Genomic DNA, 19,414 nt, shown 5'->3' with positions numbered 1-19,414 from the left:
TAACCATGAGTATGATGCCTTGTAAAGGCCGTACCCCATTATTGTACCTGTTTTATGAGAGGAGTTTTACTAGGATCTATCTTGTGCCTTCAAATGGCATTTTACACCCAGCCTATACGCGCACAAAATCCAATTATTCAGACGATTTATACGGCCGACCCGGCTCCAATGGTGCATGGGGATACCGTTTATTTGTACACCAGCCGCGATGAGGATAACTCGACCTGGTTCACGATGAAAGAATGGAGGTGTTATTCCTCTACGGACATGGTGAACTGGACAGATAAGGGGTCTCCGCTCTCTTTGAAAGATTTTAGCTGGGCGAAGAAGGATGCCTGGGCCGGGCAGTGTATAGCCCGGAATGGTAAGTTTTACTTCTACGTGCCTATGCAGCATGAAACGATGGGCATGTCTATAGGAGTGGCTGTATCGGATAGTCCGGCAGGTCCTTTTAAGGACCCTATAGGTAAACCACTTGTCCACAGCGGTAATGGAGATATCGATCCAACGGTTTTCATCGATTCAGACGGACAGGCGTACTTATACTGGGGAAATCCTTATCTGAAGTATGTGAAGCTAAACGAAGATATGATCTCTTACTCGGGAGATGTTGTAACTGTACCTCTCAATAAGGAGGGCTTCCATGTGCGTTACAAGGATACCGACAAAAGGCCATCGGCATATGAGGAAGGTCCGTGGTTTTATAAACGTAAGGATCTCTACTATATGCTGTATGCTGCTGGAGGGGTGCCCGAGCATCTGGCTTATTCTACGAGCAGCGGACCCACAGGCCCTTGGGTATATCGAGATACCATCATGCCTGTTATCACAAAAGGGGGAGCATTTACCAATCACCCGGGCACTATCGACTTCAAAGGGAAATCTTATTTATTTTATCATAACGGGGCATTGCAGGGAGGCGGAGGTTTTAACCGATCTGTATGTGTTGAAGAATTTAAATATAATGACGACGGCACTATCCCGAGAATTGCGAATACAATAGAGGGAGTACGTCCTGCAGCTAATCTGAACCCTTATCAGCGTCAGGAGGCAGAAACGATTGCCTGGACCGTCGGCGTGGAGACGGCTCGTAGTGCGGAAGCTGGTGGCATCTATGTTACGGATATCAGCGATGGAGATTATATCAAGGTGAGGAGTGTTGATTTCAAGAAAGGAGCCAGGCGTTTTGATGCAAGTGTGGCTTCGCAAAGCGGGGGAGTAATCGAACTTCGGCTGAATAGTCCCGACGGCTTGCTGTTGGGCAGCTGTCAGGTTCCGAATACAGGCGGAGATCAGGTTTGGAAAACCGTATCAGCCAAAGTGAAGCCGGAAAAGGGGATACACGATGTTTATTTTGTGTTCAAAGGGGAAGGTAAGCTATTCAATTTTAATTGGTGGAAGTTTAATAAATAATGATTCTACCGTGAAGCGCCTCTTAATTGTTTTTCTACTCTACGCATCGGCAGGCTGGGCCCAGAATCCGATCATACAGACGAAATATACTGCTGACCCTGCACCGCTGGTTTACCGTGATACAGTTTTTCTCTACACCAGCCATGATGAAGACAATTCGCCCCCGGGTCAGGGAAGGTTTCTGATGCGTGATTGGCTTTGTTATACATCTACTGACATGGTCAATTGGACTGATCGCGGTACAGTGGCCTCACTAAGGAACTTCAAATGGGCCGACAAGGCTCTCACGGGATGGGGAGGCTTCGAGAATGGCGCCTGGGCACCGCAGACAATTGAGCGTGATGGCAAGTTCTATATGTATTGTCCGGTTCAGGGACGTGGAATAGGTGTACTTGTAGCCGACAATCCTCTGGGTCCTTTTATTGACCCGCTGGGCAAGCCCTTAATTGGCGACCAATATGACAGCATTGACCCGAGTGTCTTCGTTGATGATGACGGGCAGGCTTATCTATACTGGGGGAACCCGAATCTCTGGTATGTGAAACTGAATAAGGATATGATTTCCTTATCAGGCGAAATCATTAAAGACGCCTCTTTTGCGAAAGTAAAAGATCAGCAGGATCCCTTTCACTATCAGGAAGGTCCCTGGGCATATAAACGAAATGGAAAGTATTATATGGCGTATGCCTCTACATGCTGTCCGGAAGGTATCGGCTATGCGATGAGTGACAGTCCTGTCGGACCCTGGACATACAAGGGTTATATTATGCGCCCTAATAAGAAATCCACAGGCAACCATCCGGGGATCATTGACTTTAAAGGTAAGTCCTATGTATTCGGATTCAACTTCCGCCTGAACTTCATGATTACGGATAAGCACCATGAGAGACGTTCAGTATGTGTTGCCGAGCTTCACTATAATGAGGATGGAACTATTCAAGAGTTGCCTTGGTGGACAGAGGAAGGCCTTCAGGAACCCGGATCAATTGACCCACGTGCAATCAATCAGGCTGAGACAATTGCCTGGGCTTCCGGTGTGAAGACCCTGAAGGATTCTTTAGGGGCAGGCATGTACGTGACCCGAATAAGTAACGGCGACTACATCAAAGTGAAAGGTGTGGATTTTGGCGAAAGTATCAAGTCTTTTCAGGCTAATGTAGCGTCGGCGTTGGGTGGTTCTATAGAAATCCGTTTAGACAGCTTGGGTGGGAAGGTTCTGGGAGTTTGCGATATCGAGTCCCCCGGAGGATCACTGAAGTGGAAAACGGTAGCAACAAGGACAGGAAAGGCCGCTGGTAGACATGATGTCTTTTTTGTATTCAAAGGTGGTGATGGAGATGATCTGTTCCATTTCAATTGGTGGAGATTTAACTAAAGACATGATTATAAAAAACGAAAATTTTCTTTCGCTGGCATGCTTCTTCATGCTGCTGGCGCTATGTACAACTCATGCACCTGTAGCTGCTCAGACAACTCAAACGGTATGGCTTGATCAGCTGGACCTCAGTGCCGCTACGCAAGGCTATGGTGTTCCGAAAAGCAACAGGACTGTTGACGGTAATGTCATGACAATTGCCGGGAAGAAATTCGAACGGGGCTTTGGAACCCATGCTGAAAGTTCCCTTATCATTCAGCTGGATGGAAAGGTGAAGTCGTTTTCTGCTTCTGTAGGTGTTGATGATGAAATGAAAGATCATGAGCCTGCAGTTGAATTTCTGGTGTATGGCGATGGAAAGAAGCTCTGGTCTAGCGGCGTTATGCGATTGGGCGATGCAGCCCGGGAATGTTCAGTATCGCTGGCCGGTATCCGGCGCGTTGAACTCGTTGTGGCTGATGGCGGCAACGGGAATTACTATGATCATGCGGACTGGGCAGATGCCAGGTTTCTGACAGATGGGTTGCAAACACTAGCTACTTTTAACCCGGTATCGAGTGAGTCTTATATTTTAACGCCGGCAGCTCCGGCTACGCCAAGAATCAATGGAGCAAGCGTTTTTGGTGTGCGGCCGGGTTCTCCCTTTCAGTTTCGTATAGCGGCCTCTGGCGACCGGCCTATGACCTTTGCTGTGAGTAACTTACCGAAGGGCTTGCAGATAGATACCAGGACGGGGGTAATTACAGGTAAGCTTGAGAAAGCAGGGACCTTCATTGTCAGCTTAAAAGCTAAGAATGCGAAAGGTGCTGCAGAGCGGAAGCTGCGGATCGTTTGTGGTGACCAGATTGCTCTGACACCTCCTATGGGATGGAACAGCTGGAACTGCTTTGCAGGAGAAGTCTCGGCCGAGAAGGTGAAAAGGGCGGCTGAAGCTATGGTGAAAAGCGGACTTGTTAATCATGGCTGGACCTATATCAATATTGATGATTTCTGGCAGCATAACCGTGATTCAAAGGATCCGGCATTACAGGGGAAATTACGCGATGAGGCGGGAAATATCCTCCCTAACGCACGCTTTGGTGATATGAAAGCACTTGCCGACGAAGTGCATGGTATGGGTTTGAAGATCGGACTTTATTCGAGTCCTGGTCCCTGGACTTGTGGTGGTTGCGTAGGTAGCTATGGATTTGAAAAACAAGACGCGGAAAGTTATGCAAAATGGGGTTTTGACTACCTGAAATATGATTGGTGCAGTTACGGTGGGGTAATAAATGGAATGGCTGATAATGATCCCTATAAGGTTGGCTCGCTGTCTTATGCCGGGGGAAATGAACTCGCAACTGCCATGAAGCCATTTAAGCTGATGGGCGACTACCTGCGTGAGCAACCGAGGGATATTGTGTATAGCCTTTGCCAGTACGGAATGTCGGATGTATGGAAATGGGGCAATTCAGTTGGTGGCCAAACCTGGCGCACCACGAACGATATAACCGATACCTGGACAAGTGTGAAAAATATCGCTCTGGCACAGGATCAATCGGCCGCCTGGGCAAAGCCGGGAAGCTGGAATGATCCGGATATGTTGGTGGTGGGCATCGTCGGATGGGGAAATCCACATCCGAGTAAGCTGAAACCCGACGAGCAATATCTTCATTTTAGTCTGTGGAGCCTGTTTTCGGCACCTTTGCTGATTGGCTGTGATATGGAAAAGTTAGATGCCTTCACTTTGAATCTCCTGACCAATGACGAGGTAATTGCGATCAACCAGGATCCCCTGAGCAAACAAGCTACCTGTGTTCAGACAATCGGCGACTTGCGTATTTACGTCAAGGAACTGGAAGATGGCAGCCGTGCCGTTGGGTTCTGCAACTTTGGACTTGAGAAGGTTGATATAGATTACAAGGACCTGCAGAAATTGGGAATTACAGGCAAGCAACAGGTCAGGGACCTTTGGAGACAACAGGATGTCGCCACTGTCCAGGCGGGAGCATCCTTCCGCGTGAAGGTGCCAGTGCATGGAGTAGCGTTGTATAAATTTAAAAATCATTAAAAATGAGCCGTTTCAATAGTATTTCTGGTTTTTTCAACACCCTGACGCTCGTCTGGAGTTTGACGATGGGCTTGTCGCTGGGGGCTCTTCAGTCCTTCGGGCAAACAGTAGAGGTTCAGTCGCCCAATAAGAACGTGGTAGTGAGTCTTTACTCCACAAATGAAGGTGCCGGACAGAAATGGCATTTGAAGACGAGCTATGCCGGAGAAGGAAAGCAGACGGAGGTAATTCCGGAAATCAGTTTGGGTTTGAAGAGAAGTGACCAGGACTTTTCTACGGGACTTCGGTTCCTCAAAAAGAATAGTGAAAAGCTGATAACAGAAAAGTACAGTGCACTTCACGGAAAAAGTTTGGAGCGCAGTAATTCCGCCAATGAAGTTGTTGTGACTTTTGAAAGTGCCCGAAAAACAAAAATGAACGTGATCATCCGTGCTTACAATGATGGTATGGCGTTTCGTTATGAATTTCCAGGCAAAGGCGGAAGCTTTGTAATGGAGGATGAGCTTACATCTTATACGATCCCTCAGGCGACAAAGCGCTGGATGGAGAAATGGAACCCGGCGAATGAAGGATTGTACACGGCGATGAGCGATAGTACCATTCAGAAGCAGGACTGGTGTTACCCGGCTCTTTTCCAGACACAGGATGCATCCTGCTGGTACTTGCTTCATGAGGCAGATCTCGACAGGACTTATTGCGGAACGAAGTTGAGCAACAAGGCGGAGGCGAATAAGTACAAGCTCACATTCCCCGACCAGGGTGATGGCCGCGGGCAGGGAGCTTCCAAGCCGACCATCTCACTTCCGTGGAAATCACCATGGAGAGTGGTCATGATGGGCAGTTTGCAGGATATCGTGGCATCTACACTCGTGGATGATATTTCGACGCCATCTGTAGTGAAGAACACCAGCTGGATCAAGCCTGGAAAAGTATCATGGAACTACTGGTCGAGCAATCACGGTACAAAAGACTATAAAATAGTGACTGACTTCGCTGATCTCGCGGCGGAGATGAATTGGCCTTATACATTACTGGATTGGGAATGGGACTCGATGACGAACGGTGGGAATGTGGAAGATGCGGCCAAGTATATCCTGTCAAAAGGAGTGAAGCCGCTGATTTGGTATAACTCAGGGGGAGATCATACCTGGGTACCGTCGACACCCAAGGACCGGATGCTTACTCATGAAAATAGGGTTGCTGAGTTCAGCAAGCTGAAGAAGATGGGATTTGTTGGGGTTAAGATCGACTTCTTTGAGAGTGAAAAGCAGGATATGATCAAGTATTATCTGGATATTCTGGATGATGCTGCCAAATACGAAATCATGGTTTATTTTCATGGTTGCCTGGTGCCACGTGGTTGGTCGAGAACATATCCACATTTGATGACCTATGAGGGCGTGCGCGGTGCTGAGTGGTATAACAACGGCCCCCAGTTTACGTATTCTGCACCGGAACATAATACGATTCTTCCTTTTACAAGAAACGTGGTGGGTGCAATGGACTACACCCCTGTCACCTTTACGAATTCTCAATTCCCGCATATCACCTCTTACGGACATGAGCTGGCATTAAGCGTATTGTTTGAATCAGCATTGCAGCATCTGGCAGATCGGCCAGACGGATATCGTCAGCTGCCTGAAAATGTAAAGTCTTTCCTGAAAGCGGTTCCCGTTAAGTGGGATGAAACACGCTTGTTGAGTGGATTCCCAGGCAAAGATGTGACGATGGCGAGAAGGGAAGGAAATGTATGGTATGTCGGTGGAATCAGTGCTGAGATGAGGGAGAAAACTCAAAAGCTTACGTTCCCTTTTCTCAAAGAAGGTCTCAAGTATTCGCTGCAGCTAATAGCTGACGGCGAACATGACAAAGTGTTTTCGTATAAAACTATCGAAGTGGACAGATCATCTTCCGTAGATATCAAGATGCTCCGCCGTGGTGGATTTGCAGCCACGCTGACACCCGTTAACTGATTAATCCACAAACCGCTTTTACTATGAGATCTACTGTTTTTTCTCTGCTATTATTAGTTCCAGCATTCGTATTTGGTCAAAGCTACAAGCGTTATGAGCGAAAAGCAGACCGCTTGTCTATTGCTTTGACAGAGGGCATTCTGGATCTTATCCCATTATCCGAACGGGTGGTCAGGGTTCAGTGGGTAAAAGCAGGAGCACGTGAGGAGCGGGAATTCGTTTTCGAACGTAAGACCGCGACTCCAAAATTCAAGCATATTGAAACTCCGTCTCAGCTCAGGCTGCAGATGCCGATGTTGACAGTCGTATTCAATAAGAGTACCGGAAGTCTTGATTTCTTAAATAAAGAAGGGAAGATTTTTCTCAGTGAAAAGGCTGGGAGCAGGAAACTGAGCCCTGATAAAATCAACGGAGAGGCATGTTATGTGGCGGAGCAAAGTTTTAGCTCACCGGAAGATGAACATCTATTAGGTCTCGGTCAGTTTCAGGATGGTAATTTCAACCTGAGGAATGTAAGCCGGAAGCTGACTCAGGTGAATTCTCAAATTGCGATTCCTTTTTTGTATTCGAGCCGGAATTATGGGATTCTGTGGCATCAGTATGGTCTGACATACTTCAATCCTGCTGATCAGGAGGTATCGTTGGTGAAAGATGAGAGAGGGGCAGGAAGTGCGGGGGATGTAGAAGTAACTACAACCTCGGGCACACAACGAGTTTCGCAGCAGCAGTCGGTTTATAACGGGAAGTTCAGTCTGGACCGCGATGGCGAGTATTCGATCATGCTCGATTTGGGGAATATGGACAACCGTCACCTGGTCATTATTGATGGTGTAGCTCAGATTGATCAGTCGAACCTCTGGCTTCCACCTTCGGCCGGAAAGCTTGTGCACCTGAAAGCAGGAGAGCACACCGTTCAGGTTGAATGCAAAGCAACCAATACACCTAAGTTTTCCTGGAAGCCCGCGGAAGATGTTACTACGTTCCGTTCGCCGCACGCCAGGTCGCTGGACTATGTGGTATTTTCAGGGAACGACGCGGATGAGATAATAGGGAGCTACCGGGAGTTGACAGGTCCGGTTCCAATGCTGCCCTTGTGGGCTTTTGGATATTGGCAATGCAGGGAGCGATACACCTCTGGAACTCACCTGGTGGAGACCGTCAAGGAATTCCGGCAAAGGAATCTTCCTTTGGATGTTATTGTACAGGACTGGCAATACTGGGGAAAATACGGCTGGGGAGTACCGAAGTTTGATGAGACACATTATCCGGAGCCTGAAAAATTCATCAAAGAGCTTCACAACCTGAACGCGCGGTTTTCAATATCGGTTTGGGAGAATATTGATAAGAAATCGGAAATAGCTCAGGAGTATATACAAAAGAACCTTTACATCCCCAATAGTCCCTGGATCGATATCTATAATCCAGAGGCTCAAAAGACGCATTGGGATGTTCTGAATAAAAATCTGTTCAGTCTTGGGGTAGACTCCTGGTGGATGGATGCCACTGAACCGGAAAATGATGCGCTGGCAGGTAAAACAACGCATTTTGGATCCGGCGATTTTTACAGGTTAACTTATCCACTCTTTGTTAGCAAGGCGGTTTACGAAGGTCAGCGCGAGACCGATCCTAGTAAGCGGGTGGCGATACTTACCCGGTCGGCCTTTTCAGGTCAGCAACGATATGGGACTATTAACTGGTCTGGAGATATTGGTTGGAACTGGGATACGTTCAGGCGGCAAATTGTGGCCGGGCTCAACTTTAACATGACAGGGATGCCTTATTGGACAACTGATATCGGAGGCTTTTTCCGGCCCGGACAGGCGCAATACACGGACGAGAAGTATCACGATATACTGGTCCGCTGGTTTCAGTGGGGAGCTTTCAACCCCATATTTAGAATGCATGGATACCAGTCGGAAACGGAGCCATGGAAATATGGTGAAAAGGTGGAGAATGCGATGAGGAAGATGATGAACCTGCGTTACAGGTTGATGCCTTATACTTATTCTGCCGCGTGGCAGGTGTCTAAAAAAGGCTCTACGATTATGCGTCCGCTGGTAATGGACTTCCAGGACGACCCGAAAGCGGTAGAGCAAGGGTATGAGTATATGTTTGGAAAGTCGATGTTAATTGCCCCGGTAACTGAAGCCGGGAAACGGGAGTGGGATGTGTATTTGCCAAAAGCATCCGGATGGTATGACCTGTGGACCGGGAAATCATTTAGTGGAGGACAAAAGGTCAAAGCGGATGCGTCAGGAGATAAGATTCCGGTTTTTGTAAAGGGAGGGTCTATCATCCCCTTGGGGAGGGTGATGCAGCATACAGCAGAACATGCTGCCGATAGTCTTGAGATTCGCGTTTATGAAGGAGCGGATGGTAGTTTCCAGCTTTACGAAGACGAAGGCGACAATTATAATTACGAAAAAGGGGAGTACACGCTGATTCCTTTTAAATGGAAGCAGGCAACCAGGACTCTTGAGATCGGTGCTCTCCAGGGGGCGTATGTAAACTACTTAAAAGACCGGGTATTCAGAGTGGTACTGGTGAAAGAAGGCATAGGGATTGACACCACGGAGACTCCTGCCGCCACAACAATAGCCTACAAAGGGAAAAGTATATCCATAAAATTGTCATTATAAACCTAATAACTATGAAAGTAAAGTTCCTGCTTGCAGCCTTATCTTTGTGTGCCGTGTGTACCGTTAAGGCTCAGAATCCAATTATTAAGCACATTTTTACCGCAGATCCGGCACCTATCGTCCACAAGGGCACAGTATATTTGTATACCAGCCATGACACCGCGTCCGTAGAAGCTACTAACTACAAAATGCCCGACTGGCATGTTTTTTCTTCAAAAGATATGGTCAACTGGAAGGATCATGGGGCTTTGCTTTCTCCAAAGACGTTTTCCTGGGCAACGGGTGACGCATATGCAGCTCAGTGTATTGAACGTGACGGAAAGTTCTACTGGTTCGTTTCGACGTTTCATAAAAATAATGCAGAAAGTAAAGGAGGAGCTGCTATTGGTGTAGCTGTTGCAGACAGTCCTATCGGACCTTTTAAGGATGCTATAGGAAAGGCACTTGTGGTGAATGAAATGACCAAGGACCTTCCACATGCCTGGGATGATATCGATCCGACTGTACTGATTGATGATGACGGCCAAGCTTATATGTATTGGGGCAACGGAAGCTTGAAATGGGTTAAGCTAAAAAAGAACATGATCGAGATGGATGGTCCGATTACAACGCTTAAGCCTAAAAACTACATCGAGGGTCCATGGGTTTATAAGCGTAAAGATCTGTATTATCTGGTATATGCAAGCGCCGGAACCAAGCCTGAGATGATCGAATATTGCACAGCGACAAGTCCTGCAGGACCATGGACCTACCGTGGCATTATCCAGGAAAATGTGCCAAATAGCTTTACCACACATCCAGGTATTTTAGATTACAAAGGAAAATCGTATTTTTTCTATCACAATGGTGCGTTGCCGACGGGAGGCAGTTACAGACGTTCTATTTGTGTAGATTATATGTATTACAATGAAGACGGTACGATCCAGAAGATCGTGCAGACTAAGGAGGGAGTTGCAGCAGTAAAGTAATTAAATAATTCATTTCCCGTGCCTGGTTTGTGACAGTTGAATACTGTTCAACAACCAGGCATGGGATTTTCTAACCAATAAATAAAACCTGTATGATTCGAAGTTATACCAGCACCTTGCTGCTGCTCATTGCGAGCCTTAGTTTAAATGCTCAGACTTTTCAACGAACAGAGATGGGAATTAAAGCCAGATACGGTAACGGCGAAGTTGATGTACGCTTTTACTCTCCATCTATCGTCAGGATACTAAAGTTTCCGGGCGTGGGGGGCAAAGCCAAGGAAAGTCTATCGGTAATTAAAGCTCCCGAAAAAGTGTCATTCAGTGTGAAGCAGGAGGGCGATCTGCTGCAGTTGGCAACTTCGGAGCTTATCGTAGTTTATCATCAGAAGAGTGGTCAGTTTAGCTACAGAACAGTGGGAAGGGGAGACCTTCTAAAAGAAAAGGATTCAGGGACATCTTTCAAGCCCTTTGACGACGCGGGTAGCCCAACACATACCATCACGCAGGCATTTGTTCTGGATAAGGATGAAAGTATTTATGGTTTGGGTTCCCAACAGAACGGGAAAATGGTTCAGCGTAACCTGAAGCTAAATATGATTCAGGGGAATACGGATGATTATGTTCCTTTCTTCCAGTCCGTTAAAGGTTATGGTCTTTTTTGGGACAACTACTCTCCGACAGTGTTTGAGGACAACGCGGTGAGTACATCGTTCAAATCGGAAGTCGCTGAAGCAGTGGATTATTATTTTATGTTCGGAGGTAATGCCGATGGCGTTATCGCCAGAATGAGGGACCTGACTGGCCAATCGCCCATGTTCCCGCTTTGGACCTATGGTTTTTGGCAGAGCAAGGAGCGTTATAAAAGTCAGAACGAGCTTGTGGATGTAGTGAAAAAGTACCGTCAGCTTGGCGTTCCGCTGGACGGCATTATTCAGGACTGGCAGTATTGGGGTAATAATTACCTATGGAATGCGATGGAATTTCTTAACGGAGATTTCTACAATCCCAAGAAGATGGTCGAGGATGTCCACGCGATGAATGCCAGGATGATCATCTCGATCTGGTCGTCGTTTGGGCCGCAGACCAAGCCGTATAAAGAGATGGATCGGCAGAATATGCTGATGAACTTCCAGACCTGGCCACAGGCAGGTACCGATACCTGGCCACCGAACATGGATTATCCTTCAGGGGTACGTGTGTATGATGCATACAATCCTGCAGCACGCGATATCTATTGGAAGTATCTGAACAAGGGAATTTTTTCTCTTGGAATGGACGGATGGTGGATGGATTCTACGGAGCCGGACCATCTGAACTTTAAACCGGAAGATTTTAATAATAAAACGTATTTAGGCTCATTCAGGAAGGTGAGGAATGCCTATCCACTGATGACTGTTGGTGGTGTGGCGCAGCGACAAAAAGCAGAAAGTCAGAAGAAGCGCGTTTTTATTCTTACCCGTTCTGCCTTTGCCGGTCAGCAACGGTTTGGCGCAAACACCTGGTCGGGAGACGTCACAGCTTCCTGGCAGGCATTGGAAAATCAGATTTCGGCTGGTCTGAACTTCTCTCTGTGTGGAATTCCTTACTGGAACAGTGATATCGGCGGATTTTTCCTTTCGAAATTCCCGAGAAAACTGGAAGATCCCGAGTACCGGGAGCTCTACGCAAGATGGTTACAGTTTGGTGCTTTCACACCGATGATGCGCTCTCATGGTGCAGATGCGCCCCGGGAGATCTATCAGTTTGGCAGTAAGGGTGATAAGGTCTATGATGCGATAGAAAAGTTTATTCATTTGCGATACCGTTTGCTGCCTTATATCTATTCGACATCCTGGGCCGTTACAGCCCGGCAATCCAGTATGATGCGCGCCTTGATGATGGATTTCGCTGCGGATAAAAAAGTACTGGATATAAATGACCAATTTATGTTTGGCCAATTTTTTCTTGTCGCTCCGGTTACTAAACCTATGTACATAAAAGCCGGTCAGTCAGGTGCTGTACCTGTTGAAGACTTTAGTTCTGTGAAAAGCAAGGAAGTCTATCTTCCTCAAGGTACCAGCTGGTACGATTTCTGGACTGGCGAAAAACTCAGTGGCGGAAAGGTGGTAAGGAAGGATACACCTCTCGATATTATGCCCTTGTATGTACGAGCGGGATCCGTTATTCCGATGGGCCCGAAAGTTCAGTATGCGGGGGAGAAGAAATGGGATGAGTTGGAAGTACGCGTTTATCGGGGTGCCAACGGTAGGTTCACCTTGTACGAAGATGAAAATGACAACTATAACTACGAAAAAGGTGCTTATTCTATTATCGACTTTGAATGGAACGACGCGAAAAGTGTGCTGACGATCAATGCGAGGAAGGGATCGTTTTCCGGTATGCTGAAGAACAGAAAGTTCCGGATAGTACTAGTAGGGGAAGGTAAGGCGATTTCAGGGGAAGCTGCAGCTTCTTTTGATCGCGAAGTGAATTTTTCAGGTAAAAAAGTGAGCGTTAAGATCTAAGCTGTTATATTTACGGGGACTTAACCGATATGAACCTACTTATAACCCGCATCTTCATCTTTATTTTGCTGTGCGCAGGCTCTGTACAACAGCTTTCAGCTCAGCCAAAGAAACTGACTTTATGGTACAATAAACCAGCCGCCGAATGGACGGAAGCGCTGCCGGTTGGTAACGGAATGCTTGGAGCAATGATTTTCGGAGGGCCAACCAACGAGTTGTTGCAGTTAAATGAGGCGACTTTCTGGAGCGGTGGGCCGGTGAGATCAGTCGTAAATCAAGATGCACCCGCATATTTGCCAAAGGTACGGGAAGCACTATTTAAGGGTGATTACCAGGAAGCAAACAAGCTTGTCAGGAATATACAGGGTGTTTATAGCCAGGCGTATATGCCATTGGCCGATTTGCGAATCCAGCAAAATTCGGAGAATGAAGTGAATGTTGAAGACTACCGCAGGGATCTGTCTCTGTCAAACAGCGTCGCCTCTGTGGAATTCAAAGCCAATGGAGTGAGGTACAGGCGGGAAATCATCGCCTCGGCTCCGGCTAAGGCAATTGTTATCCGTTTCACGGCTGATAAGCCAGGAAGCATCAGTTTTCGGACAGCTTTAAGCAGTCAGGTACAATACACTGTTGTGCCCGACGGCTCAAATGGGCTTTTGCTGAAGGCTAAGGCTCCATCTCATGCAGATCCAAACTATGTAAAATACAATAAGGAGGCTGTTCAATATCAAGATGATGAGAATTGTCGGGGGATGCGAGCTGCAGTGCAGGTTAAGGCTGTGCATAAAGGCGGCAGGAGCCGTTCTGACACGTCCGGCCTTTCTGTCGATCATGCCGATGAAGTGCTGCTTTTTGTTACTGCGGCTACCAGCTTCAATGGTTTCGATAAGTGTCCCGTCTCTGAAGGGAAAGATGAACTAAAAATCAGCATCGCTAACCAGCGTGCTGTCGTTAAATCAAGCTGGAACAAGCTGTTGTCAGAGCACCTGACCGATTATACACGCTATTTTAATCGCGTAAAGCTAGATCTGGGATCAGCTGCGGAAGCGGAGACTGCAAAACTGCCTACAAACGAGAGACTGATCGCTTTCAGCCGTGGGGTTAAGGATCTCAGTTTTGAGACATTACTCTACCAATATGGACGTTATCTGCTCATCAGCTCGTCGCGGCCCGGAGGACCTCCAGCAAACCTGCAAGGGATCTGGAATAATTCAGTAAGACCACCCTGGAGTTCGAACTATACCATCAATATCAATGCGCAGATGAACTATTGGCCTGCTGCGATAACCAATCTGGAAGAAATGGAGTATCCATTCCTGACTTTTATAAAAGATCAGCTTCCGGTGAACGGCAGGAAAACAGCGAAAGAGTTTTATAACATGGGCGGCTGGGTAGCTCATCATAATTCAGATATCTGGGCACTCAGTAATCCGGTAGGTGACCGCGGTAAGGGTGACCCCAAATGGGCAAACTGGTATATGGGTGCGCCCTGGCTGAGTCGCCATCTCTACGAGCATTATCGTTTTACCCGGGACGAAAAGTTTTTAAGGGAGGCGTATCCGGTATTAAAGAGCGCTGCTGAGTTTCTTGTGGCGTTTCTGGTAGAAGATAAGAACGGTTACCTCGTAACGGCTCCGTCGTTCTCACCGGAGAACGACTATTATGATGATAATGGCAAGGAGGCCAATACAAGCATCGCGACAACGATGGATATGTCGATCATACGCGATCATTTCAGAAATTGCATTGAGGCTGCTGAGGTGCTGAATACGGATAAAGAATTCATTGATCTGCTCAGAGCGAAGATGGCGAAGCTATTTCCGCTTCAAATAGGCAAAAAAGGAAATCTGCAGGAGTGGTATAAGGATTGGGAAGATGTTGATCCGCACCACAGACATGTGAGTCATCTCTATGGCCTGCATCCGGGTAGAGAAATTTCGCCTATCACTACTCCTGAATTTGCGGCTGCAAGTAAGAAAACATTGGAGCTAAGGGGGGATGAAGGTACAGGATGGAGCCTTGCCTGGAAAATCAACTTTTGGGCCCGCCTACTTGACGGCGACCATGCGTACAAGCTGGTACGCGATCTGATGCGTGATCTTAGTGTTTCGAAGGGGGGAGGGCTTTATCCCAATCTGTTCGATGCACATCCGCCTTTTCAGATCGACGGCAACTTTGGCGGGACATCCGGAATGACTGAAATGCTGCTGCAAAGTCATTTGGAAGATTTACATCTGCTTCCTGCACTGCCCGGTGCCTGGGAACAGGGTAGCGTTTCCGGTTTGAAGGCGCGGGGTGCATTCACCGTGGATATGCAGTGGCAAAACGGGCACTTAAGCAAGGCTTTGGTGAAATCAGAAAAGGGAGGCCCCTGCGTGATCCGGACCAGTGTTCCGGTTTCCATAGAGGGCAGTAATGCACGGGCTGTAAAAGCAGGGAACTGGTACGTGACCACACTTCAGACCCGGCCAGGCGGTGTTTACAAAGTAGCCGGCAGCTTGTGATTAAGAGGTCGGAAAGTTTTCGAACAGCGATTTGCAGGTTAATTCGTAACTTGGAGGCTGTAACCGATTAAAACTAAAAAGTATGAAAACTTTCCATTTAGCTTTTGCCAGTTCATTATTAATCTTTTTCTATGCTTGTGGTTCAGGAAATAATACTCCGTCTGCAGGTAATCAGCCAGACAAGGATGTGATAGAGAGCACGCAATGTTATGTTGCTGCTTCGGGAGCAGATACAGCCTATCTGGACCTTGAGAATCGAAGTGGAGGAAAGGTCACCGGCAAGCTTCAGATTAACTATTCAGAGAAGCCAGACAATAACGGAACTATCGAGGGTGAATTCAAGGGGGATACCTTGTATGTGAACTATACATTCACAACTGGTGAAAACAAGACAGTATTTAAAAATCCTCTGGCATTTTTGAAAGACAGTACCAAGCTCGAATTAGGGGTAGGAGAGATTGAGTCTTATCTCGGCAAGTCGTATTTTAAAAAAGGTACCAAGATTGATTTTGCAAGCGGCAGGTTTAAGTTTGACAGTGTGTCGTGCAAAGATTAATTGAAGTGCAGGACGCCTGAATAGGCGAAGTGGCGTGTTGGCTGGACGAGTCGAAAAGGTGGAAAAACGCCTCGTACACGATTAAAAAGGGGTAAATTTGTTCCCTTAACATTTTTACCCTAAATATAACGATTGTTTTCCGTCCCTATTGGGTGATCCTTATACCTTTACCAATGTGAAGGTTGTCGATCTGACGTGAGGTAGCCCGCTAACCAAGATTTTAGATAAGCAACTTACAAGAACATGATTGATTTGGAACGTTTCCTATCAGGTTCGACCAATCAAATTAACCGATTAATTAAGTAGTACTATGCAAACCAATTTTGAACTAATCAGTAATCATTTATGAGACGATTTCTATTAAATCCCTATCGTAAGGAATGGGTACTAACCGTATTTTCCTTGCTTTTCTTCTTATCCACTTTTGCCCAGACCAAGTCTATAAGTGGAACCGTTTTAGATGATATGAACCAGCCTTTACCAGGGGCATCGGTAAAAGCGAAATCAGGATCAGGTTCAGCGTCTACGGATGTGAACGGAAAATTCAAGATGAATGTCCAGGCGAATGAACAGGCTCTTGTAGTATCTTTTGTGGGTTTCAATACCCAGGAAGTTCGCATCGCCGGGCAAACCAATGTTACCGTTAAGATGGCGGCAGACAGTAAGGTGCTGGAAGATGTCGTTGTGGTTGGATACGGTACTCAGCGTGCGGAGGCGGTGACTGGTTCAGTTGCTTCCATTCGTGGAGAGGCGGTTCGTGACGTGCCTGCAGCAAATATCTCACAGGCACTTCAGGGACGTTTACCCGGTGTAGAATTCTCTCAAACATCCTCACAGCCTGGAGCCGCGATGCAGATTCGTATCCGCGGAACGAGATCTCTTACCGCTAGTAATGACCCCCTGGTAGTTTTGGATGGAATTCCTTTCGCAGGGTCGATCGGTGATATCAATCCTAACGATATTAAGAGTATAGATATCTTGAAAGATGCTTCTGCTACTGCAATTTACGGTTCGCGTGGTGCGAATGGTGTAGTTCTGGTTACCACGAATAAAGGGATCACCGGACAAAAGGCGAAACTAAGCTATAACGGTTTTACCGGTCCTAAAACCCTGTTTGCCAGGTATCCGATGATGAACGGTCCTGAGCTTGCGGCGCTTCGTAAAGCTGCAGGCGACCTATTTACAAATTCGTTGGATGAATCAGATGATGTAAATACAGACTGGCAGGACCTTCTCTATCAAACAGGCAAGATGATGAGTCACGATGTTGGTGTTTCAGGAGGTACTGAGCAAGGAAGCTATAATTTCAATATTGGTTATCTAGAAGATGAAGGTGTTATACCGACTCAAAAATACGAGCGATTCTCCATCAGAGGTAGTCTTGATCAGAATGTAGGCAAGTATTTCCGCGTCGGATTCAATACAAATAACAACTTTAATATTACGAATGGTGCGAATGTTGGGCTATATGGCGCTTTGAGTGCTTCGCCTCTTGCCAACCCGTATAATGAAGATGGTTCTTTGAAAAGAGTTATCAGAATGCCGCGCGATGATCAATGGGTTTATACAAAGGATGTTGTGGAAGACTTAAAGGATACCTGGCTTACACAGAACAGATCTTTCGGATCATATAACACGATCTATGGAGAAGCTAAAATTCCTGGAGTAGAAGGCTTAAAGTATCGTGCCAACGTTGGCTTGAACTATCGTCAAAGTAACAATGGTAGTTTTGTGGGACGGGGTGTGACTGCGGTAAACCCAGAAACAGAGTCTGTCGCAACGATCAGCAATGCACTTACAACTGACTGGACGATCGAGAACTTACTTACCTATGATCGCACCTTTGCTGAAAAACATCAGATCAATGCAGTAGCATTGTATTCTGCCTCAGAAAACCGCTATAGTAGATCAGCGGCTTCTGCGAAGGATATACCAAATGAAGCATTTCAGTTCTACAACCTTGGAAGTGCAGCCGGTGAGATTACGATTAGTCCTGATGATAATGGCTATACCGTAAGCGGATTGATGTCGTGGATGGGGCGTGTTATGTACTCATACGATAATAGGTACATGTTATCTGCCACCCTTCGTTCGGATGGATCTTCCAGACTGGCGCCAGGACATAAATGGCATACTTATCCTGCCGTCTCTGCGGGCTGGAATGTTTCGAAAGAGGCGTTTATGGAAAGTGTTCCTTTCATCAATATGTTGAAACTACGTGCGGGTTATGGCCAAACCTCAAACCAGTCAATTGCTCCCTATGCTACATTGGGACGTCTGGGTACCAGACCCTACAATTTCGGAGACGAATATTCAACAGGGTATTATGTAACAGAATTACCGAACTCGGATTTGGGGTGGGAGTATTCTACTACATGGAACTACGGATTAGATTTCTCATTGTTTGGAAGCCGCCTTTCTGGTACGGTAGAGTACTATCAGACCAAAACGCATGACCTGCTGTTAGGAGTAGGACTGCCTCCGACATCAGGCGTAGGAAGTTATACCGCTAATGTTGGAAAGACTGAAAATAAAGGTATTGAGCTTTCTTTGAATGGGGTGATATTGGACAATGTAAACGGTTGGACTTGGGAAGCTGGCGTGAATTTATATGCGAACCGTAATAAATTGCTGGCTTTAGCGGATGGTTCTCCAGAGGACACAGGCAATTGGTGGTTTGTAGGAAAGCCAATTGATGTGATATACGACTATGAGAAAGTTGGTCTATGGCAAGAAGGTGATCCTGACAGGGCGATCCTTGAACCAGGGGGTAACGTCGGTATGATCAAAGTTAAGTATACCGGTGGTTATAAAGAAGACGGTACACCTGTCCGCGCAATCAATGCGGAAGATATGCAGGTTATGAGCATAGAACCAAAATTCCAAGGCGGATTTAATACCCGGGTTGCCTACAAAGGTTTTGATCTGTCAGCAGTCGCCGCCTTTAAACATGGAGGCATTCTGAACAGTACCTTGTATTCGTCATCTGGCTATTTAAACATGATGAGCGGTCGTCGCGGAAACGTGAAAGTAGACTACTGGACGCCTGAAAATACCGATGCAAAATATCCGAAGCCGGGCGGTATAGCCAGCGGCGATAACCCTAAATATGGTAGTACGCTAGGTTATTTCGACGCATCCTATCTTAAAATTCGGACCCTCTCTTTGGGGTATAATTTCAGCCAAAACATGTTAAAGAGTGTAGGTGTTGACCGGCTAAGAGTGTACTTCACTGCTCAGAATCCGTTTGTTCTTTTCTCTCCATATCACAAAGAATCAGGTATGGATCCTGAAACGAACTCGTATGCCAATGAGAATGCCGCCGTAACTTACTCTGCAAATCTGAGAAGGCTGTTGACAATAGGTACGAATTCACCGTCAACCCGTAGCTACCTGCTTGGTGTTAATTTAACATTTTAAAGTTTAATCAAT

10 protein-coding genes are annotated in these 19,414 nt (G+C 46.7%); all 10 read left to right on the top strand.

The genetic code is table 11. From position 1 onward, the window contains the following. The first annotated feature begins 93 nt into the window (after positions 1-93). The 10 genes from ACO1NU_RS09520 (at position 94) to ACO1NU_RS09475 (ending at position 19,402) form a co-directional block, all read left to right on the top strand. A complete protein-coding gene (locus ACO1NU_RS09520; protein WP_448818240.1) occupies positions 94-1,413 on the top strand; it encodes a glycoside hydrolase family 43 protein in 1,320 nt (439 codons plus the stop codon). A 10-nt stretch (positions 1,414-1,423) separates the two neighbouring features. Further along, positions 1,424-2,788: a glycoside hydrolase family 43 protein gene (locus ACO1NU_RS09515; RefSeq protein WP_448818239.1), complete on the top strand. Its 1,365-nt coding sequence runs from the start codon at positions 1,424-1,426 to the stop codon at positions 2,786-2,788. A gap of 4 nt (positions 2,789-2,792) precedes the next feature. Beyond that, on the top strand, positions 2,793-4,838 hold the full coding sequence (locus tag ACO1NU_RS09510) for an NPCBM/NEW2 domain-containing protein (RefSeq protein WP_448818238.1): 2,046 nt from the start codon (positions 2,793-2,795) through the stop codon (positions 4,836-4,838). 2 nt (positions 4,839-4,840) lie between these two features. Beyond that, positions 4,841-6,811: a glycoside hydrolase family 97 catalytic domain-containing protein gene (locus ACO1NU_RS09505; protein WP_448818237.1), complete on the top strand. Its 1,971-nt coding sequence runs from the start codon at positions 4,841-4,843 to the stop codon at positions 6,809-6,811. Between the two features lie 23 nt (positions 6,812-6,834). Next, positions 6,835-9,450, top strand: coding sequence for a TIM-barrel domain-containing protein (locus ACO1NU_RS09500; RefSeq protein WP_448818236.1), 2,616 nt, complete (start codon positions 6,835-6,837; stop codon positions 9,448-9,450). Positions 9,451-9,461: 11 nt separating this feature from the next. Then, entirely contained in the window at positions 9,462-10,418 is a 957-nt protein-coding gene (locus ACO1NU_RS09495) for a glycoside hydrolase family 43 protein (protein WP_448818235.1), read from the top strand. A gap of 92 nt (positions 10,419-10,510) precedes the next feature. Continuing rightward, entirely contained in the window at positions 10,511-12,922 is a 2,412-nt protein-coding gene (locus tag ACO1NU_RS09490; protein WP_448818234.1) for a TIM-barrel domain-containing protein, read from the top strand. A gap of 29 nt (positions 12,923-12,951) precedes the next feature. Then, positions 12,952-15,426, top strand: a complete 2,475-nt coding sequence (locus ACO1NU_RS09485; RefSeq protein ID WP_448818233.1) for a glycoside hydrolase family 95 protein — start codon at positions 12,952-12,954, stop codon at positions 15,424-15,426. A gap of 82 nt (positions 15,427-15,508) precedes the next feature. Continuing rightward, complete coding sequence (locus ACO1NU_RS09480; protein WP_448818232.1) at positions 15,509-15,982, top strand: hypothetical protein; 474 nt, start codon at positions 15,509-15,511, stop codon at positions 15,980-15,982. 345 nt (positions 15,983-16,327) lie between these two features. Further along, positions 16,328-19,402: a SusC/RagA family TonB-linked outer membrane protein gene (locus tag ACO1NU_RS09475; protein WP_448818231.1), complete on the top strand. Its 3,075-nt coding sequence runs from the start codon at positions 16,328-16,330 to the stop codon at positions 19,400-19,402. Positions 19,403-19,414 lie beyond the last annotated feature (12 nt).

Source organism: Arcticibacter sp. (assembly GCF_053551015.1).
The sequence above is the reverse complement of the archived record's forward strand: the minus strand, read 5'-3'. Positions and strand labels throughout refer to the sequence as shown.